Origin of the sequence: Paenibacillus enshidis (assembly GCF_042136365.1) — a bacterium.
GTDB classification, from domain to species: Bacteria; Bacillota; Bacilli; order Paenibacillales; family Paenibacillaceae; genus Paenibacillus; species Paenibacillus enshidis.
Genome location: NZ_JBHHMI010000020.1, coordinates 1 through 18,973 on the forward strand (window position 1 = coordinate 1; position 18,973 = coordinate 18,973).

At 51.6% G+C, this 18,973-nt stretch carries 17 protein-coding genes; 12 read left to right on the forward strand and 5 right to left on the reverse strand.

Annotated elements, in window-relative coordinates; translation table 11 throughout:
* The first annotated feature begins 190 nt into the window (after nucleotides 1–190).
* From ACE41H_RS18625 to ACE41H_RS18645, 5 genes are all read left to right on the forward strand, one after another.
* The gene (locus tag ACE41H_RS18625) at nucleotides 191–466 is read left to right on the forward strand and encodes a hypothetical protein (protein ID WP_375357059.1); all 276 of its coding nucleotides are present in this window, start codon (nucleotides 191–193) and stop codon (nucleotides 464–466) included.
* A 92-nt stretch (nucleotides 467–558) separates the two neighbouring features.
* Nucleotides 559–681 (forward strand): hypothetical protein, encoded by a 123-nt coding sequence (locus tag ACE41H_RS18630; RefSeq protein ID WP_375357060.1) that lies wholly within the window; start codon nucleotides 559–561, stop codon nucleotides 679–681.
* A 148-nt stretch (nucleotides 682–829) separates the two neighbouring features.
* Nucleotides 830–1,141: a hypothetical protein gene (locus ACE41H_RS18635; RefSeq protein WP_375357061.1), complete on the forward strand. Its 312-nt coding sequence runs from the start codon at nucleotides 830–832 to the stop codon at nucleotides 1,139–1,141.
* Between the two features lie 655 nt (nucleotides 1,142–1,796).
* A complete protein-coding gene (locus tag ACE41H_RS18640) occupies nucleotides 1,797–3,209 on the forward strand; it encodes an ATP-binding protein (RefSeq protein WP_375357062.1) in 1,413 nt (470 codons plus the stop codon).
* Nucleotides 3,210–3,306: 97 nt separating this feature from the next.
* Complete coding sequence (locus tag ACE41H_RS18645; protein ID WP_375357063.1) at nucleotides 3,307–4,701, forward strand: MFS transporter; 1,395 nt, start codon at nucleotides 3,307–3,309, stop codon at nucleotides 4,699–4,701.
* Nucleotides 4,702–4,971: 270 nt separating this feature from the next.
* Here the strand turns inward: ACE41H_RS18645 and ACE41H_RS18650 are convergent, their stop codons facing one another.
* Nucleotides 4,972–5,454, reverse strand: coding sequence for a DinB family protein (locus ACE41H_RS18650; protein WP_375357064.1), 483 nt, complete (start codon nucleotides 5,452–5,454; stop codon nucleotides 4,972–4,974).
* Nucleotides 5,455–5,729: 275 nt separating this feature from the next.
* On the opposite strand from ACE41H_RS18650, the gene ACE41H_RS18655 reads away from it, so the two are divergent.
* The 3 genes from ACE41H_RS18655 (at nucleotide 5,730) to ACE41H_RS18665 (ending at nucleotide 8,157) form a co-directional block, all read left to right on the forward strand.
* Nucleotides 5,730–5,900 (forward strand): Spo0E family sporulation regulatory protein-aspartic acid phosphatase, encoded by a 171-nt coding sequence (locus ACE41H_RS18655; RefSeq protein WP_375357065.1) that lies wholly within the window; start codon nucleotides 5,730–5,732, stop codon nucleotides 5,898–5,900.
* Nucleotides 5,901–6,168: 268 nt separating this feature from the next.
* Nucleotides 6,169–7,575 carry a helix-turn-helix domain-containing protein gene (locus ACE41H_RS18660; protein ID WP_375357067.1) on the forward strand — a complete coding sequence of 469 codons (1,407 nt, stop codon included), beginning with the start codon at nucleotides 6,169–6,171 and terminating at the stop codon, nucleotides 7,573–7,575.
* Nucleotides 7,576–7,779: 204 nt separating this feature from the next.
* Nucleotides 7,780–8,157, forward strand: a complete 378-nt coding sequence (locus ACE41H_RS18665) for a RidA family protein (RefSeq protein ID WP_375357068.1) — start codon at nucleotides 7,780–7,782, stop codon at nucleotides 8,155–8,157.
* A gap of 104 nt (nucleotides 8,158–8,261) precedes the next feature.
* Here ACE41H_RS18665 and ACE41H_RS18670 read toward each other — a convergent pair whose 3' ends face one another.
* A complete protein-coding gene (locus ACE41H_RS18670; RefSeq protein WP_375357069.1) occupies nucleotides 8,262–9,236 on the reverse strand; it encodes a sigma-70 family RNA polymerase sigma factor in 975 nt (324 codons plus the stop codon).
* Nucleotides 9,237–9,262: 26 nt separating this feature from the next.
* Nucleotides 9,263–9,715 (reverse strand): carboxymuconolactone decarboxylase family protein, encoded by a 453-nt coding sequence (locus ACE41H_RS18675; RefSeq protein WP_375357070.1) that lies wholly within the window; start codon nucleotides 9,713–9,715, stop codon nucleotides 9,263–9,265.
* A 924-nt stretch (nucleotides 9,716–10,639) separates the two neighbouring features.
* On the opposite strand from ACE41H_RS18675, the gene rnhA reads away from it, so the two are divergent.
* A complete protein-coding gene (gene rnhA / locus ACE41H_RS18680) occupies nucleotides 10,640–11,323 on the forward strand; it encodes a ribonuclease H (RefSeq protein WP_375357071.1) in 684 nt (227 codons plus the stop codon).
* Between the two features lie 888 nt (nucleotides 11,324–12,211).
* On the forward strand, nucleotides 12,212–13,153 hold the full coding sequence (locus ACE41H_RS18685; protein ID WP_375357073.1) for a bile acid:sodium symporter family protein: 942 nt from the start codon (nucleotides 12,212–12,214) through the stop codon (nucleotides 13,151–13,153).
* Nucleotides 13,154–13,557: 404 nt separating this feature from the next.
* Here ACE41H_RS18685 and ACE41H_RS18690 read toward each other — a convergent pair whose 3' ends face one another.
* Together ACE41H_RS18690 and ACE41H_RS18695 are read right to left on the reverse strand one after the other, a co-directional pair.
* Nucleotides 13,558–15,231, reverse strand: a complete 1,674-nt coding sequence (locus ACE41H_RS18690; protein ID WP_375357074.1) for a response regulator — start codon at nucleotides 15,229–15,231, stop codon at nucleotides 13,558–13,560.
* A 2-nt stretch (nucleotides 15,232–15,233) separates the two neighbouring features.
* A complete protein-coding gene (locus ACE41H_RS18695; protein ID WP_375357076.1) occupies nucleotides 15,234–17,024 on the reverse strand; it encodes a cache domain-containing sensor histidine kinase in 1,791 nt (596 codons plus the stop codon).
* A gap of 163 nt (nucleotides 17,025–17,187) precedes the next feature.
* Here ACE41H_RS18695 and ACE41H_RS18700 point away from each other — a divergent pair, with 163 nt between their 5' ends.
* The gene (locus ACE41H_RS18700; RefSeq protein WP_375357077.1) at nucleotides 17,188–18,069 is read left to right on the forward strand and encodes a carbohydrate ABC transporter permease; all 882 of its coding nucleotides are present in this window, start codon (nucleotides 17,188–17,190) and stop codon (nucleotides 18,067–18,069) included.
* Nucleotides 18,069–18,905: a carbohydrate ABC transporter permease gene (locus ACE41H_RS18705; protein ID WP_375357078.1), complete on the forward strand. Its 837-nt coding sequence runs from the start codon at nucleotides 18,069–18,071 to the stop codon at nucleotides 18,903–18,905. The genes ACE41H_RS18700 and ACE41H_RS18705 overlap by 1 nt, the downstream gene beginning before the upstream one ends.
* The last annotated feature ends 68 nt before the right edge of the window (nucleotides 18,906–18,973 follow it).

Genomic DNA, 18,973 nt, shown 5'->3' on the forward strand with positions numbered 1-18,973 from the left:
GTTTTTCTGTACCTGATCCAACGGGATAATCGTGCAAAGCTCCTGAAAAGAGAGTATCACATGTCTTGCCACGATCGACGGGCGGCTTGACTGTCCAGCACTAGTGTTGGTGTCCTGCCGACCGATTTGGTACAATTAGGCTGAACCTGCCGGACGCATTTTTAAGGGTCTTACCATTAGGAGGTATAACATGTTGTTGGAAATCTTGCTGTACTGGCTTTTGCTGCTTGCCGCGGCGGCCTGCGTGGTTGCTGTATCGGGCAGAAAAAGGGTTGCCAGTCTGATTGTTCTTGCTCCGATTGTTTTATTCTGCACCCTGCTGTTGATGCAAACTCTCAGCTATAAGGGGCAGGATGCGAATATCGGTCTGGGGCTTACAGTGTTCCTGATATGGGCGATTACAGCGCTGCTGTTTATCCTTGCCGCAGTGATGTGGTTGCTAAAGCGCAGGAATAGAAGTTCTTAAGAGGTGAAGGGCTGTTCTGAGCAGTATTTTTTCTGCTCGGTGTTTAATGCAGGCTTCGCTGTGGGTATAAAAGTGGTAAGGAGGCGAGTGTGATGTCAGAACAAATATCCCATTTGCTGTACATTATCTTTTTATCGATTCTAGCGCTTGGCAGCATCGGATTGATTGGCTGGTGGATGATTTCTATCGGCCGCAAGGAGAAAGACAGAGGCTGACTAAACATACTGAGCATAGACGCAGCTTCCATCCCGGAGGCTGCGCTTTTTTTGTCCGGGGACTTGAATAAAACGCATAATTTTGTATATAATAAGAACAAATGTTCTTGTTGTTATCCGAGGGCGAATCATAAGGGAGGAGTTTCGTATGCTGCCTGATTTTGAACGCAAGCTGCTGCGTATCCTGTATAACTTCTTTGCCCAGCACAGGCGGATGCCGACGGCGGCGGAGTTATCGGTCAGGACGGGACGGCAGCCGCGTGATATCACGCCCGGTCTGCTGCACCTGGAGCAGGAGAGATATATTCAATGGGATGATCGGTCTTCGACCCAGCATGTCGTCATACTGGAGGCATGGGAACGTCCGGAGCCACGCCAGTCTCATCCTGCCCGAATGGAGAGAGGCAGCCGCAGGACAGTTGTCGTGGAGGACGGAACAAGGTATTGGACGGAATACTAGCCTAACCCTGTCTCGAATGTCGAGAGATTTCCGGAAATTAATGTAATCTTAAGATTCATATCATATAAATTTAAGGTTGGGGCCCTATAATGACTGTATTAACCCCTTTTTCATCAAGTGCTCTTGGGCCCTGCCGCAGTTTGGCAGGGCCATTTTTTTTCGATTGTAGAAAAGCCCCCGGAGTTATACTCCGGGGGCTGGTGACAACGCTCAGTTCGTACACACCATTGTGTGGCGCTGCCGTATAGTTAACCCCTGCAATTAGGGAAACTGATTCCATAAATGGTTTTCCAAACGACGGAAGCCCTGCCTCTCTTCCATCCTTGCGGCTCCGATGACCGCGCCAGTGTGAATGCAAAACATACTGCAAAAGCTCAAAATTCTACACTTAGGGTTATCGATAAAATTTGAAGATGCTCCTCACGGTGATTAGGAGTTACTTATTGCGTGGAATCATATGGGGTTAATAAACACTTTTTTCATTATAGCAAGTATGTTACATAAAGTAAATAGTTATTGTTTTTTCTATCCAATTACTGAGCACTTTATTGGAAAAATTGGTATTTTCGTTGTAGAAAGATGGAAAATTCGTTTATGATAGATCAAGCAGTGAGTCCTGGTCAACAACAGAATATGTTACAGCGGGAGTGAAGTTATGGAGTTTACTAAAATGTTCCTCATGAATCTCGGTATGCTGATCGCTGTTGCTTATTTGGCTAATGTTACTTTTAAATACGTACTGAGCAGGGTATCGGCCAGAGTACAATATATTTCCTCTATAGTGCTTACCGTATTCTGCGGCTGGATCTGCTCGGTATTCGGCTTCAGCTTTGACGGCCAGGTTGTATTCGATTTAAGATTCGTTCCTTTAATTATCGCCTCACTGGTCTATCCCTGCGCTTCCTCGCTTGTTATCATCGGCGTGGCAACCGGCCTTGCTTTATTTGTCTTCGGATTCAACGAGGCTTCTGTCGCGGGATTTGTCAACTTGTCCATCCTTGGTTTGCTGGCGGCCGGGGTCAACTATTGGATGAGAAAGACGGATTATCGTTTGATCATCAAGGCATCGGTCAGCATACTGGCCATCAATCTGGTTAATGTCCTTAACATTGCTATTTTTGATGACACTCCTTTTTATTACTATCTGACGAAAGCTGTACCGTTCACACTCCCGCTGGGGATTGCGCTAAGCTATCTGATCGCCTTCATTCTGCGTGATTTCCAGCTTGAGCAAAGGCGGAAATCCCAGATCATTCAGGCCAACCGGAAGCTGTCGAAGCAGAAGGAGCAGCTGCAGAAAGCAAAGCTGGCCTTGGAAGAACGGGCGCAGCAGCTCATGACGGCGTCACAGTATAAATCAGAGTTTATGGCGACGATGTCGCATGAGCTGCGTACACCGCTCAACAGCATTATTAACCTGGCACAGATGCTTGCTGAACAGGGGAAGGAACTGGACGAGGAGGAGCTGAAGCAGTACAGCAGCATTATTTATGCTTCCGGTCAGGACCTGTTGCAGCTCATTAACGATATTCTGGATCTGTCCAAGGTTGAGGCAGGCAAAATGGAAATTACGAAGGATTACACAAGTGTCGAGGAACTGCTGCAGATCATGTTCATGCAGTTCGAGGTGACGGCTCGCAACAAAAATCTGGAATTCAAGCTGCAACACGGGAAGGGAGTGCCGCACCAGCTGTATTCGGATTCGCAGCGGGTGCAGCAGATTCTGCGCAATCTGTTATCCAATGCGTTCAAGTTTACCCATTCGGGAAGCATTACGCTGGAAGCCCGCCCGGAACGGCTGGCGGAACCCGGAAGGGAAGGGGAATGGCTTGTGCTGTCGGTGATCGATACGGGCATCGGCATCTCGAAGAGCAAGCAGCATTCTATATTTGAAGCTTTTCAGCAGGCGGATGGCTCCATCAGCCGCAAATATGGCGGGACTGGCCTGGGGCTGTCCATCAGCCGGGATCTGGCACGCTTATTGGGCGGATTCATCCGCCTGGAAAGCGAAGAGGGCTCGGGCAGCACATTTTCTCTGTATTTGCCGTTGGAGGAGTATAATCATTGACATATGCTTGCTTGAAATTTTAACATTACGAAGCATAGTCTTTTTTTTGAAATACGATTAATATATGAACAATACAGTTAAAGAAAGGACATGAAAAATGGATAATGTACAAGCACGGTCGAATGCCGACAAGCTTATGCTGGTGCTGGCGTTCACACTCGTGTTCTCCGTTATGAACGCCACCATGTTTAATGTGGTGATGCCGATCATTCGGGAGGAATTCGGGGTAAGCGCGTCACAGGTAAGCTGGCTGCTTACCGCATACATGATCGTGTACGCGATCGGCTCGGTGGCATTCGGCAAGCTGGCTGATAAATACCGGCTGAAGGATCTGCTAACCTTTGGGCTTATCTTTTTTGCTTTGGGCTCGATTGTGGGGCTTGCGGCCACACATTACTGGATGATTATTTTGGCCCGTGTGCTTCAGGCTGCGGGGGCGTCGGTTATCCCGGCTACGGCCATGATCGTTCCGGTACGCTATTTTCCGCCCGAGAAGAGAGGAAGAGCGCTTGGCACGGTAGCCACCGGTTTGGCCCTGGGAACGGCGCTGGCGCCGATCGTATCCGGGTTAATTACCGGGTTTGCCAGCTGGCGGTTTCTGTTTTTGCTGTCAGTCCTGCCGCTGCTCGTCCTGCCGTTCTTCCGCAAATACCTTGATGACCAGACTGGCACGGCCAAGAAGATCGATTTTATCGGAGGACTGCTGCTGGGGGTTACGGTAGCATTGCTGCTCATGGCTATTTCCATGGGGAACTGGCTGTTGGCTCTGATTGGGGCGGGAGTGCTGATTCTCTTTATCATTCGGGTACGCACTGCCGAGGAGCCTTTTATACAGCCGTCTTTGTTCAAAAACAAGCTGTACTCCTACGGTTTATTCATCGCTTTTTTGGCGACCGGAATGAACTTTGGTCTTCCGTTCCTGGCTCCGCAGTTTTTGAGCGGGGTGAATCAGCTTTCACCGGCTATGATCGGGTTGATCATGTTCCCTGCGGCCATAATCTCGGCCTTCATGGGACGGCAGGGGGGCAAGCTGGCTGATGAGAGAGGCAATGCCTTTCTTGTGTATACGGCAGTGGGGCTGATCCTGGTTTGCTTTATCACGCTGTCCATATTCGTGGGCTTGTCCCCTTATCTGATCATGTTTCTGCTGGTCTTCGGCAATTTGGGGCAGACTTTCCTGCAAATCGCCATGTCGAACACCATTTCACGGACCTTGACCAAGGATCAGGTGGGGGTGGGCATGGGGCTCTTCTCCCTGCTCAACTTCATTGCGGGTGCGGTGACGACCAGTGTGATCGGCAAAATGCTGGATGTAGGCTCTTCATCCTTCCATTTGAATCCGTTCGCCCTGAAGGATAACGCTTATGTGTACAGCAATATTTTCTTTGTACTGGCCGTTGTGGCCGTTATGATCATGGTGCTGTACACGCTGCAATCACGGATTTCCTCCCCCGGAGGGTTGAATAAGCGGTTGAAGGTGAGCGGGAAATAACGGAAGTTCGTTTGAATAGAAGAATGCACTTTTTCCGGGTTGGGAGGCGCTCCGAGAACGAAGCATTCCTGCAATCGCTGTTGACCCTCCGGGCCAAAGGCGAACGCTCCGCTTTTCCGGAATTGCTTCGTCCTCTCCGCTGCTTCGTGCGCATCCCCAACAACGAGAAGCGATCGCCATTCAAAATGGACTCCCGCGTTATATCTATTTTGGAAAAGAAGGTCAAGAACAGGAGTGAACCTCCTCCAGTTCTTGACCTTTTATGTTGCCTTATCTCCAGCAGCCTTGCAGCTTGCGCAGCAGCACGATTTGTCCGGCATGGTACCCGTCATGCGCGATCCAGATGGCGAGGCTTTCACCGAGCGTCATTCCGTTTTGGCCTTTTACCTCCAGCGCTTCGTCCTGCATTCCGGCCAGTTCTGCACGAATGGAATGATAGACACTCTCCGTCTCGCGTACTGTACGCTCCCAGCCTTCGCTATCCTCAGGGTTGCCCGCATCACCGAAGGTCTCATCGTTGGTGGCGGCATTGCCTGCGGGAGCCTCGCCGCGCAGCCGGTTCAGGGTACGGGTGTTGTAATAGTTGATATGGTTCACCAGCTGCCAGATGGTGCTGCAGCCCTCTGCGGGCCTCCAGGCCGCCTGTTCGGAGGTTAATCCTGCCAGAGAGACGGAGAGAGGAACAATCCAGTCCTCCTGATCCCAGTTTTGATCCAGCTGTCTGAGAAATGTGTCGATCTGCTTGGTACTCATTGCGTGAACGCCTCCTTTTGGTTCATTATTAATAATGGTTACACTCATAATATAAACGATGCGGATCTATAAGGAAAAGAATAGCTGACTTGGACTACAAAGCTGGTGCCTGGTGATCGGGCACCGGCTTTATGCTTCTTGCGGGGATGTTTATTCGGCCGAGATAAAAATTTTTTTTAGGAACCCCTGTGAAAAATAAACCGGTGCCATACTGGAGATATCAGAGTAAGTACAGAAGTTGAACTTATACAAATTTTGAAATGGAGTGTATAATAATGAATTTGCGCGAGATGGAGAACAGGATCGAGGGCATGCGCGAGACCTTGTTGAAGTCGGCCGCAGCCTTCGGCCGGAATGATGAACGGGTGCTGGAAACTTCACAGCAACTGGATCATCTGCTCAACATTTACTGGTATGCCAAAAGAAAATTGAAAAAAACCGTATAACGTGGACGGGAAACGACGAGAAGAGCAGGGAATCTACAGCATTCCTTCGCTCTTTTTTTCGTGTTTTTTGCAACATTTGCGCTGAAATTTTGCACAGAGAGACTTAATACCTAGAAAAATAGCCTAATAGAGTATTGACCTATGGATAATTTTTACATATAATTTCAATAAATTCAAGCATTCAACATTCCAATATTCGAGCATTTAACTTCCTAACTATATGATGAGGCAAAGAATCCTAGGCGATTTTGAGCGGGAGGGGACTTTATTGGAACATATGAATATGCTGCGTTCAGAAATTACGTCATATTTGGAACGCTCCAACTGTTCGCTTCAAGACTTCAGCAGGCTCACAGGACTGAATAAAGGGACACTCAGCGCAATTTTGAGATACCGCGACCCGAAGCCTCTTTCACTCAAGGCGCTGGATGCCATTACGGAAGCAATGGGTCATCCAGCCGGATGGCTGTATCCGTTATATTTGGACGAATGTCTGATCGATCAGAAGTGGAAGTTGTCCCGTGTCAAAGCTTATTTGCTAAGCTGTGCCCGTCTGGGGCGAACCGACTGTATTGTGGCAGCGCTTCCCCTTATTCTGGATGATCTAAGCAGCATTCCTGTCATTTTTGCGGCAGGGGAGGAGCTGTTTAAAGAAGGGGAGATGGCGCAGGCGGCCCTGTTCTTTGAGGCGGTGGCGGAAAGCGAGCAGTTCCAGCACTCGGAAAGACTGGCAGTCAGTCATTACCGGCTGTTTCATATTCATACCGAGACCGATCAGGAAGAGAGCCTGCGAGCGGTCATCCGTTTCGATCCTTTCCGCAAAAGGCTGCCGGAGGACGACCAACTGGATGCGCTGTTGCAGCTGATTAACGTGTATTACTCGTTAAACCAATGGGAGCGGGTGCTTGAGCTGACCGATGAACTGAGCTCTTTTACAACAAGTATCTATACATATGACTATGAAAAACAGGCTTATGATGAAAACGAACGCAAAACGAAATACCCGCTCGTCGTGTACTACGGATATGCGTATCTGATGAAGGCTGCTGTATACGACAAACTGAAGAAATATGCCGAGGCCAAAAGGTATACGGAGAAGTATGCCGATTTGAGCTGGTTCAAGGGGCTCGGACCTGCGGGCTTGCAGGAGGTGCAGCGCTTCAAGGCATGGGCGAAGGCAAACATGCTTGCTTATGAGCTGATGCTTGGCAAAGCGAATGTCATGTGGGAATACATCAGGCATATCGAGCATGATCCGGATGAAATTTTGCCTGCGTTGGAGAAAATTATGGGAGCCGCGAATGAATTCAACCTGGATGTCGACCTGATTCTACATCACTTCAAGGGCCAAATTGAGTCATATACCGACAGCCAAAATGTAACAAATAGCTACTATCACAAGCAGTTCAGCATGGAACGTTTTGTAAATTTTTGTTATGAAACGGCGTTATATCATTTCCAAAGATCGAATTTTGAAAATGGTGTAAAATTTATCCTGCAAAGTTTGTCATCATCCATTAAAATGAATAACAAAGCTGGTTTTATTAAATGCGTGACATTATTTGAGGAATATAGAAGCTGCACACGTGTCGAAAACCAGCGGGAATATGAAAATATGATCAAAGGAGTGCGTAAAAATGCGGAAAACGAAAACCTGTTTGTTACTTTCGCTTAGTGTGGGCCTTCTCTCCCTGACTCCTCTTGTATTCTCGGTGGTAGGCGGGATCTCCACATTGACACACGGCGCAGGCGGTTATTAAGGGGCAGCCTGCCGGACAAGCCAGGCTAGAACATGTTGCAAAAAGCACCGGGATTCCGGTGCTTTTTGCTGTTGTGATATAATGTAGCGGTAATATGACCGCGAAGGGAGAATGTTCATATGAAACCAGTCTCAACCGACAAGGCGCCGGGCGCCATCGGACCGTACAGCCAGGCCATGCAGGTCGGCGGCTTTATTTTCACATCAGGGCAGCTTGGTCTGAATCCTGCGACAGGGGAATTCGGCAAGGATGTCGAAGAGCAGGCGCGTTTGTCGCTGAACAATGTCAAAGCTATTCTGGAAGAGGCCGGCAGCAGCATGAGCCAAATTGTCAAAACAACGGTTTTCCTGAAGGATATGAACGATTTTGCGCGTGTGAATGAAGTGTACAGCTCGTTCTTCGAACAGCCCTACCCGGCTCGCAGCGCGGTAGAGGTGGCTCGTCTGCCCAAGGATGCGCTTGTGGAGATTGAAGCGATCGCGCTGAAGAGCGAGTAATTAGCAGCACCCTTTTGCAAAATGGAATAACTAGTCGAAATCCCTTCATTGGTGCAGGTATCCAATGAAGGGATTTCGACTTTTGGCGGAGCAGAGCAAGGCTTTTAACAGATGTAACCGAGCTTCTGCGGGTTGACCATCATATACACTCCTTGAATATGCTTGCCTTCCGCCGTAAATTCAAGGCATAGCGCGGCAACCACCTGCCCATCATGCCTGAACACGAGCTGTTCTTCGCCGTTCAGCATGACGGTGGAGACCTCTGTCTCCCGCAGACTGGTCAATACACGGCGGGAGGTGAGCAGGGCCAGCACACCCTTGCGCACCGTCATCGGACGCATCACGGTATGCACGATGCCGCCGCCATCCGAGATAAATACAGGCTGCTCGGCCAGCAGCTCCAGCATGGAAGGCACGTCATAGCTCATAAAAGCGGCAGTGAACCTGTCCAGCATCCGCTTGCGGGCAAGATCGCCAACAGGAGTCATAGATGGCAGAGGCATATCATCAGCGCTGCTGCTGTCCGCATTCGAGGGCGTAGCCTGCGCCAGGCGCTTGCGGGAACGGCTGTACAACTGACGGCAATTCGTGTCCGTCAGCCCGAGCAGTTCAGCGATTTCCTTATATTCATACTGGAAAGCTTCGCGCAGCACAAACACCGCCCGCTCCAGCGGCTTCAAGCGCTCCAGCAGCACCAGGAAGGCGTAAGACACCATACTTCTGCGTTCCGCCCATTCTTCAGGCTGGTCTGCCGGTGCGGTACTGCCAACCGGTTCGGGGAGCCACTCGCCGACATACGTCTCCCGCTGCTTGCGCGCGGAATGAAGCAGGTTCAGGCAGCGGTTGACCGTGATGCGCGTAATATAGGCCTTGGAGTTGTGCACCTCTTCCGGCAAGGTTTGCTGAAGCGCAGCAAAACAGTCCTGCACCACATCTTCGGCGTCCGCTGCTGTTCCCAGCATGCGGTAAGCGATGGCGAAGGCGTAGTCCCGGTAGTTGCGGTACCATTCCTCCACCTCTGCCGATTTCTCTGCCACAGCTTCTGTATTTTGTTGTTCCGGATGCTTGCTGCCCTTCAACTTGCGCGCCCCCTTGCCGAAATATTTTAGGATGTGAAGCAGCCTGGGTACATGCCGGTGGCAATCGCGAGCCGGTTCCAGCTGCTAATCGTATTGACCGCTGCGATCAGGTCGACATATTCCCCTTCGTCAAAATGCTCTCTGACCCTATTATACAGTTCTGCAGGCACCCCTTGCTCGGAAATACGGGCTACCGCTTCGGCCAATTCCAGCATGGCGCGTTCTTTTTCCGTAAATAAAGGAACCTCCCGCCATACCGGCAGCAGCAGAATATGGTCCGCATAGTCCCCAAGCTTCATCAGGTCTTTTGCATGCATATCCAGACAGAAGGCACAGCCGTTAATCTGCGACACACGGATCTTAAGCAGTTCATACAGCACCTTGTCTGTAAAAAGCCCGCTTGTGTATTCTTCCATTGCCAGCATGGCTTTATAAGTGCCTGGCCGCACCTTGCTGTGATTTACTCGTAATTGGGTCATGATTGTTCGCCTCCAAGTTTTGTTGGTTCTGGCCTGCTGAATTCAGGCTCTAAAAATAAAGACAAAACAGGAGACTAGTTTGTGACAAAGTAAGCTACTGGGTTCTGAGAAATTCGAATCCCCTTCTAGTGCTGGACAGTCAAGCCGCCAGCCGATCGTGGCAAGACATGTGATACTCGCTGTCCGGGAGCTTTGCACGATTATCCCGTTTGATCAGGTACAGAAAAACAGAAAACCGGGAACCGAAAATATACTTTAGGCACGTTAAAGAAAATAACGGATCAAATGAGGCACAAAAATGCCTGTTGTTATGCTATTCAGGACCATCGAATGGGTCTATTATCTTTTGGATCGTGCCTTATGGAGAAAGCAGATCGGTTCGAGGTCATGAGACGATCTTAGGAGAAAGCAGAGCGTGTAGGTGATGTGAAACCGACCGAGAGAGATGGAAGGAGCGGAGCAAGGCACCGAAAAAATAAAAAGACCCTGCCACTTCATCGCGATCAATGCCTCCATGCAGGCCTGCTCGCTGTGATAACGACTGCTAAAGGGTTGAAGTTCCGTTTCCGCTTGGACTTCCATGTCTGCTCGCCTCCGAATCCATAATCCACGAACATAAGTTCTTTTTTTCATTATACCAAACATGTGTTCCTATTTCAAGCCGAACATCCCATTTGAGCTGCCTCTTTTTTTCTTATCTCTTTTCTCTTTATTCCTTCCCCTAGGCCCCCCGAACCTCCAACCCCCGCATTCTGATCAAAAGGGATAATCGTGCAAGGCTGTATGGAGAGGCACCAAGCACCGGGCACCACTGGAGCCGATAACAAAACGGGATATGATAGAGTTTGAAATTTTTGTTTATAACGGTAAAATACGAAATGCAAAGGTTGTTCAGGCAAGCAACTGCCGGAGAATGGAGGACATATGGCAAAGCAAAAATATTATGTGGTATGGGTTGGCAAAAAAGCGGGCATTTACGGAAGCTGGGGGGAGTGCCAGTCCCAGGTGAACGGCGTCGCTGGCGCCAAATATAAAGCGTTCGAATCCAGGGCGGAGGCGGAGAAGGCGTATGCGCGGGGCTGGAAGGGATATTGGGGGAGCCAGTCGAGCCAGTCCAGCCAGTCCGCCAAGAGCGGCTCGCCCAAAACCGCTGGCGCACCAGCTGCACGCTCTGCACAGGCTGCCGCTGGTACGCAGGGAGAGATCGATTACGACAGCATTTCCGTGGATGTCGGCACGAGGGGCAACCCGGGGCCTGTGGAATACAAAGGAGTGGACACGCGGACTGGTGAAGTGCTTTTTTCCTGTGGTCCTATATCTAAAGGAACCAATAACCTTGGCGAATTTCTGGCCATTGTACATGCTCTGGCGTACCTGAAGAAGCTGGACAGCAGCAAAACGATTTATTCCGACTCGGTCAACGCGCTCAAGTGGGTGCGGCAGAAACAAGTGGCTTCTACGCTGAAGCGCGACGAATCGACGAAGGAGATCTGGCAGCTTGTAGACCGGGCGGAGCATTGGCTGCGGACGAATACATACCAGAACCGGATCTTGAAGTGGCAGACCAGAGAATGGGGCGAAATCAAGGCGGATTACGGCCGGAAGTAGCGGCTTGAGGCAGGGAGTCTGGCGGTTAAAAAATGGATGGTTTAAAGCGTGCTGAAATACTTTGTATTCGGCACGCGTTTTTGCTGATTTTTTCACCATACCGAGCATATTCATATTCTAAGGGAAAAGGAATTGATTCCCAATCTGAAAAGGATAGAGATGCCGATGACGAATAACTCGGGAAAAACGCCGGAAGAGCAGCTGGATTTACTATCCGAAAGATGGGATAGGCTGCTTGGTTATTTGAATACTGCTGAGGTCACACATCGGAATGAGGAATACAATGAATGGCTGCTTCATAAAAATATGCTCAAGGTTGGATTCAGGGCATTCAAGAACTGGAAGGTTATTATTACCCCTATGCTTGGTGTGGGGGCAGAAAACTCTGGGAATTGCCATCACAGCAGCGACCATCTATATAAACGATTTGAAAAATCAAAATCCCAGGGCTTAATCCTACTACATATCATAATAAACGAAACGGACAGCGGGTCAGTTCCCGCTGTCCGTTTTTGTTTGAAGCAAAGCCCTCTCTGTCTCTTGAATCAGATAATTAATCCGTTGATTTATTCTTTCCAGATGTTCCGTAATCATTTGTCCGGTTGTCTTATGTTCAGGATTCAATTTCACAAGGTGCCTCATGCGTACCCCTCTTTCCGATATATCCGGGTGAAGTGAAATAAACGCCGTACTACTTCACACATTATGCTCAGCAGTTGGATATTGACTCTTTTGTGAGCTTTAACGGCTCTTATGTCGTGTATAAGGGCAAACCGGCATCAACGCTTTACTTTGCTAAAAAAAATATATGGTCATGCTGTATGAATATGTAGTACAATACATACTAAAAAATTTAACTAACATGATGTGTAGAGGGGATGTAAGGCAGTGAACACGGTAGAAAAGATAAGCAAGTTTGTAGGAAACACATTTTCCGTCTGGGTGATCCTGTTTGCTTTGCTCGGTTTTTTTGTTCCTGATGCCTTTACGGGATTGAAGGGATATATACAGATTTTCCTCGGCATCGTCATGTTTGGTATGGGATTGACCCTGTCTTCGGCCGACTTCCGCGAGGTGTTCCGCAGACCCCTGGATGTGGCGATCGGTGTTGTGGGGCACTACCTGATCATGCCACTGCTGGCGTTTGGACTGGCTGTACTGCTGCAACTGCCGCCGGATATCGCCGTTGGTGTCATTCTGGTGGGCTGCTGTCCGAGCGGTACCGCCTCCAACGTGATGACATTGCTGGCTAAAGGGGATGTTGCGCTTGGCGTATCCATCGCGTCCGTATCAACCCTGATTGCTCCGCTGGCTACACCTGCCATGATCAGCCTGCTTGCAGGCCGCTGGATGAATATTGATGCCGGATCGCTCATCAAGGATATCCTGATGGTGGTCATCATCCCGATTGTGCTCGGCGTCATTGTGAAGGCGCTGTTCCGCAGACAGGCCGAAGCGAGTGTCAAGGCGCTGCCTCTCGTATCGACGATTGCCATCGTGCTGATTGTGGCTATTGTAGTGGCAGGCAGCAAGGCCAAAATTATTGAGACCGGCCCGCTCATTTTCGCAGTTGTCATTCTGCACAACGGGCTGGGGTACCTGCTCGGCTTCTGGTTCGCCAAGCTGTTCGGCATGAATCTGGCGAAGCGCAAGGCCGTTACACTGGAGACAGGCATGCAGAACTCCGGTCTGGGCGCAGCGCTGGCTGCAGCGCACTTTAACCCGGTTGCCGCCGTGCCGAGCGCAATCTTCAGCGTATGGCATAATATCTCCGGCTCCCTGCTGGCCACCTGGTTTGCACGCCGGGAGGAGCGCAAGCCATCTGCATAATTAATGACAGATGCTCTGCCGGGCTGCTTGAATATGTATGCCGTAAGCGGCGGGTCGCCAGGGTTACGTGTCTTGCTGTCCTTACGCAATGCCTTGCACGATTATCCCTTTCGTTCAGGGATGGTGGCTAGGGGCAGGGGGATAGGATAAAGGATCCTAAATATGATGTAATTATCCTAGATAGTATGATCTCTCTCGAATCCTCTTCTTTGTCCTAAGCCCGACTCCTGAGCCCGAACTTATCTGCTCCTTCACCAAATATGGTTCTTCTCCCAAGTTTGTCTGTTTCTCTGTAACCTGATCAAACGGGATAATGATGCAAAGACAGCGGATATTGATCTGCCGCTCAATCCATCGGCCTTCCTGCCCTCAAGTTTGTCAGTCACCTTTTAATATCTGTGCCACTATGTCTGAATCGTCGATTCCGTCCTAGCTTTTCGGTATTCTCCCGGCGTTATGCCCTCCTGCTTTTTGAACACCTTGCCGAAATACTTCTCGTCCTGATAGCCGACCATTTCCGAGATCTGCTGCAGGCGCAGACGGGGATTGAGCAGAAGCAGCTTGGCCTGCCGGATGCGGAGGTTGCACAGATATTCCGACAGGTTCACGCCGAATTCCTGCTTGAACTTGCGGGAAATGTATTCCCGGCTGAGATAGAACCTGCTTGAAATATCCTGCAGGGTAATTTCATCGGCAAAATGGACATCCAGATATGCGGCAATATCGCGGATGATATGATTTTCCGCCGCTTGAGCCTGTGTGAGCGCAAGTGCCCGGCCTGCGGCCTGCAACCGCTTGGCGAAGCTGCTTTTCCAGACGGGAAGGGAGAGCAGGCCCTTCTCGTCGACAGGCAGGACGGCCGCAGCCGCGTCTGTCTGCTCCGGATCTTCCCCGACCGTATCCTCCGGCCGGTCGTCCAGCCAGCGGCCGAGCATCCAGCCCAGCTCTCGGTTCCAGCCTCGCATTTGCTCGGCGGTCAGATCCGGCAGCCGGGAGAGGGCTTCGTCGATCCACTCCGCCGCGACCGCGGCTATGTTGTCCGAATGGCCGCTGAGCACGACCAGCCGCAGCCTTTCTTCTGCGTCTGTCAGCCGGAGGGCCCTGGACTGCGCTTCGGTGCATCTCTCCGCATAGTGTAAACCGTCCGCCGCCTGATGACTGTCTGCCTGATGACCGTCTGCCGCATGAATAAGACTGCGCCGCCACAATGCTTGGCGGGCCGCCTGATAAGAAGCGGGCACGCCCTGCGGGAAAGGGCCGGCTGACCCGATGCCAAAATGCATCCGCCTGCCGAGCGCCATACAGAATCCCGTATTCATGGCGTTCAGCCGCTCCCCGAGCTTCTCCGGCTCGCCCCAATACAGGATCACGACCTCATCCGTGTGCTCCAGATGTCTGAAGGCAATCCCTGCACCGGACCGGGCCAGAATTTCACTGCAGATATTCAGGATGGTGAATAACAGGAGCTGCCGCTTCGCCCGGTATTTAGCCAGAACAGCCTCATCCAGATGAGCCAGGCTTAGGACAGTGGCGGTACACACGGCGGCGCCCTGCGGCAAACGCAGCTCCTCGGCCAGACGAGGCAGGGTGCTGCTGGAGCCTGCGGAGGCTTGAACGAGCTCGGTCAGCAGCTTGTCGGCATAGTGCGGCCGCATCTGATTGACCTCAATGGTCTGCAGAGTCAGGCGGCTCCGCTGCCGTTCCTCCGCCTCCCAGGCCGCTACCGCTTTGGACAAAGCTTCGTTAATCTCGCCCTGTTCGACAGGCTTGAGAATGTAGTCGGTGCCGCCGCAGCGGATGGTGTGGCGGACGAACCGGAAATCATCGTGTCCGCTGACGACCAGCACCTTCGTATGCGGCGCATGGGCCTGCAGCCAATCCATCAGCTCGGTGCCGTCATGTCCGGGCATACGTATATCGGTGATGACAATCTGAGGCTGCTCTGCTTCTGCCAGCTGAATCGCCCGGCCACCGTCCTCCGCTTCGAGCACCTCGGTGATGCCGTGCGCCTGCCAATCGGCCAAGAGCCGGATGGCGGCTCTTCCGTGCTTTTCATCATCCACGATCAAAGCTTTCATGTTCACTCACGCTCCTCTGTCTTGATGTCCAGAATAACCCGAACGCCATGCGGCTCAATATTCGTGATGTCCATGCGGCCCGCTTCTCCTGAATGCAAGCGGACCCGCAGCAGAACGTTGCGCAGCCCGACAGACTCATCCGGAGCGGCCAATTCCTCCGGCACAGCAGCGTCCGGCTTGCAGGACAGCAGGCTCCGCAGCTGCTCCAGCCTGTCGTGCGGTATGGATAGGCCGGTGTTTTCAATCATCAGGCGCAGTCGGCCTGGGGCTGGCCGGGTTCCGGAAATCCGCAGCAACGTTCTGCCGAGGCGGGCGTCCATCCCGTGCTTGAAGTAATTTTCCACAATCGGCTGCAGAATCATTTTGGGCACCTGCTCCTCCAGCACCCCTGGCTCCCAGTCGAAGATCACGTCAAACTGGTCGTCGAACCGTTCCTTTTGCAGATCAAGATACATCCGTATATGCTCGGCCTCGTCCTTCAGATGAACAAGTGTGCTCTCCTTCATGCTGTAGCGCATAATCCTGGAGAGGGAGGAGAGCAGGGAGTAGATGCGCGGCACCTCATGCTGCAGCGCCAGTGTGCCGATGGATTGCAGGGTGTTGTACAGAAAATGGGGATTGATCTGCGCCTGCAGCGCCTTCAGCTGATTGGTCTTGTTGGCCAGCTCCAGCCGGTATTCCCGCAGGATGAGGTTATTGACGGTATCCATCATCCGGCGGAAGCGGCGGAAGACCATCCCGATTTCATCCCGGCTCGTTACCTGGATGTCAACATCCAGCTGTCCTGCCTGAATTTTCTCCATGTACCGCAGCAACTGCCTGATTGGCTGTGTAATCCGGATGGAGATCAGCAGCGTGCCGATGATGGCAACAGAGAGCGCGGCACCTGTAATGCCCGCATTGATCTCGGTCAGGCGTGTTGCGCGCGCATACAGCGTTTCGTACGGAATCTGCTTGACCAGCGTCCAGCCGGACAGCTCCGCATTCAGCTTCCGGTATACATGCATAGCCTCATCGGCTTCAAAATACCCCTGCTTCTGCTCGCCGTTGATTCCGCTGATGAGGTCCGGGTTTTCCAGCTTCTGTCCGATCAGCGTCTCATTGCTGCTATAAATCACGACACCGGTGGCATCCAGCAGATACAACTGCTCGCTTCCTCCCTGGTACAGCTCCCCGCAGATGCTGCGGACTGTATCCAGACTGACGTCAATGGAGAGATCGGCCAGCCTGCGCGGGGAGGGGATATTCTGAATCGAGCGGTGAAGTGTAAACACCTTCGCATCCTTTCCGTAAGCGGGTCCCGGGGAAGAAAAGCCGTAAAGATGGACGGGATGGGACGCTTCAATATACAGGGCGTTGCTCCGGTAAGGTACGTCTTCGGTATAAGAGTGCTCCCGCTGCCCACGCTTGGGTGCGCTGCCCGTGACAAGTGTGGACTGGCCAGCCTCATAAGAATGCATATATACGCTGACGATTCCCGGCACGGTGTTGCGGATCGTATCCAGCGACGTATAGAGTTCAGCGGCCGCCCGGTAATCGTTCGGAATCCGGGTGAGATTCGTGAGAAAATGCGGATCCTTGTACACGGCAATGGAAGCCTTGTTCACGCTCTGCAGGTAGTTTTCAAGGTTTGCGGCTCCCTGGAAAATAAGCCGTTCGTTCTCCCCGGTCGTCTGCTCCCGCAGCGATTGCTTGGTCACCAGGAAGGTGATGGTCATCGACAGCAGCAACGGAATGGCGACCGCTGCAAGCATGAAGGCGCTGAGCCGGAAACGGATGCTGCGGAACTTCACGGTTGTATTCCCCTTTCAGCAGTGGTGATTGCGCCTTTGTTCCCGAAGGCGGCGTAGGAAGTCAATATTTTCCCCCTAAGGAAGCAGAATTCTCCATATTCATCCATGCGGCGGTCATTCATAATAAGTTTGCGGCAAGCCATACACAAAAGGGGAGATGCAAATGCACCGGGCCAAAATATCACAGCTGCAGCAGCAGCTTGTATTTGTGGGGCCATCCACACTGTTTTTTGCCATCATTATTGTCATCCCTTTTCTGCTGGGGATGTACTATTCGTTCACGGATTGGAACGGTGTCTCCAACCAGGCGGGCTGGGTAGGACTCGACAACTTCCGGCGGATTCTGCTGGAGGACGCGAAATTCCGCACCGCCTTCTGGTTCACCGTACGCTTCACCGTGGCGGGGGTCGTGCTGAGCAATGTGCTGGGCTTTATCCTGGCTTATTTCCTGACCAAACCGCTGAAATCACGCAATGTGCTGCGTACCGTCTTTTTTATGCCTAACGTCATCGGCGGTCTTCTGCTGGGCTTTATTTGGCAGTTCATATTTGTGAAAGGGTTTTCGTCCCTAGGCGCCGCAACGGGTCTTTCCTTCTTCAAGCTGCCGTGGCTCGGAGATGAGGCGACCGCCTTCTGGGGTATTATTATTGTATTTATATGGCAGACGGCGGGTTATTTGATGGTCATTTACATCTCATCCCTGACCAATGTGCCGCAGGATATTCTGGAGGCGGCCTCTATTGACGGGGCAAGCAGGATGCAGGTGCTGCGGCAAATTATGATCCCGCTCATCATGCCTGCGGTGACGGTGTGTCTTTTTCTGGCCATATCCTGGTCCTTTAAAATGTTCGATCTCAATCTGTCCCTGACCAAAGGCGGCCCATTCGGATCAACGGAATCCGTCGCGCTGAACATTTACAATGAAGCGTTCGTGAACAACCGTTACGGGCTGGGCACAGCCAAGGCGTTCGTCTTTTTCATCATTGTCGCCCTGGTCACAAGCCTGCAGGTCCGTCTTACCAAAAGCAGGGAGGTGGAAGCCTGATGCATACGGGCAAAAGCTACCGACCGGTCACCTTTGCCGTCGAATTGATCATGATCGCGGCAGGTCTGCTGTTCCTCATCCCCTTTTATTTTCTGGCCGTGAATTCTGTCAAAACGTTCGGGGATCTGCTGATGGACTCGGCAGCATGGCCGAAGGCCATTGAATGGAATAACTATGCACGGGCCTGGAGCATTACCCGTTTTCCACAAGTGTTCTGGAACTCGCTGCTGGTTACAGTGCTCAGCAATCTGCTGCTTGTCCTGATCAGCTCCATGGCCGCTTACCGGATGGTACGGCACAACTCGCGGTATAACCGGATTCTGTTCGCCCTCTTCGTGGCGGCGATGGTGATTCCGTTCCAATCCGTCATGATTCCACTCGTCAAGGTGACAAGCAGCCTTGGCATGATGAACAGCATATGGGGCTTGGTGGTCTGTTATCTCGGCTTTGGCGCTCCGATGTCCATCTTCCTTTTTCACGGCTTCGTCAAGTCGGTACCCGTTGAGATTGAAGAGGCCGCCCGGGTCGACGGCTGCAACCCTTACGGGGTGTTCTTCCGCATCGTGTACCCGCTGATGAAGCCGATGCTCGTTACGGTCATCATCCTGAATACGCTCTGGATCTGGAACGATTACCTGCTGCCTTCACTGGTGCTGCAAAGTGCGGACCTGCGTACCATTCCGATCGCAACCTATGCGTTCTTCGGCCAGTATACGAAGCAGTGGGATCTGGCCCTGCCCGCCCTCGTGCTTGGCATTTTGCCGGTGATCGTATTTTTCCTGCTCATGCAGAAATACATTATCCACGGAATTACCGCGGGATCGGTGAAGGGCTGATAATAATTCTTTCTGTTATCATAAAAAAAGCAAGCGTTTTCATCAAGACACATTCAAGGAGGATTTGG

What these genes read in the sequence shown, in the direction of transcription:
- ACE41H_RS18625 (WP_375357059.1), top strand. Translation starts at nt 191, where the DNA reads ATGTTGTTGGAAATCTTGCTGTACTGGCTTTTGCTGCTTGCCGCGGCG.
- ACE41H_RS18705 (WP_375357078.1), top strand. Translation starts at nt 18,069, where the DNA reads ATGCATACGGGCAAAAGCTACCGACCGGTCACCTTTGCCGTCGAATTG.
- ACE41H_RS18640 (WP_375357062.1), top strand. Translation starts at nt 1,797, where the DNA reads ATGGAGTTTACTAAAATGTTCCTCATGAATCTCGGTATGCTGATCGCT.
- ACE41H_RS18665 (WP_375357068.1), top strand. Translation starts at nt 7,780, where the DNA reads ATGAAACCAGTCTCAACCGACAAGGCGCCGGGCGCCATCGGACCGTAC.
- ACE41H_RS18635 (WP_375357061.1), top strand. Translation starts at nt 830, where the DNA reads ATGCTGCCTGATTTTGAACGCAAGCTGCTGCGTATCCTGTATAACTTC.
- ACE41H_RS18645 (WP_375357063.1), top strand. Translation starts at nt 3,307, where the DNA reads ATGGATAATGTACAAGCACGGTCGAATGCCGACAAGCTTATGCTGGTG.
- rnhA (WP_375357071.1), top strand. Translation starts at nt 10,640, where the DNA reads ATGGCAAAGCAAAAATATTATGTGGTATGGGTTGGCAAAAAAGCGGGC.
- ACE41H_RS18675 (WP_375357070.1), bottom strand. Translation starts at nt 9,715, where the DNA reads ATGACCCAATTACGAGTAAATCACAGCAAGGTGCGGCCAGGCACTTAT.
- ACE41H_RS18630 (WP_375357060.1), top strand. Translation starts at nt 559, where the DNA reads ATGTCAGAACAAATATCCCATTTGCTGTACATTATCTTTTTATCGATT.
- ACE41H_RS18690 (WP_375357074.1), bottom strand. Translation starts at nt 15,231, where the DNA reads ATGAAAGCTTTGATCGTGGATGATGAAAAGCACGGAAGAGCCGCCATC.
- ACE41H_RS18650 (WP_375357064.1), bottom strand. Translation starts at nt 5,454, where the DNA reads ATGAGTACCAAGCAGATCGACACATTTCTCAGACAGCTGGATCAAAAC.
- ACE41H_RS18655 (WP_375357065.1), top strand. Translation starts at nt 5,730, where the DNA reads ATGAATTTGCGCGAGATGGAGAACAGGATCGAGGGCATGCGCGAGACC.
- ACE41H_RS18700 (WP_375357077.1), top strand. Translation starts at nt 17,188, where the DNA reads ATGCACCGGGCCAAAATATCACAGCTGCAGCAGCAGCTTGTATTTGTG.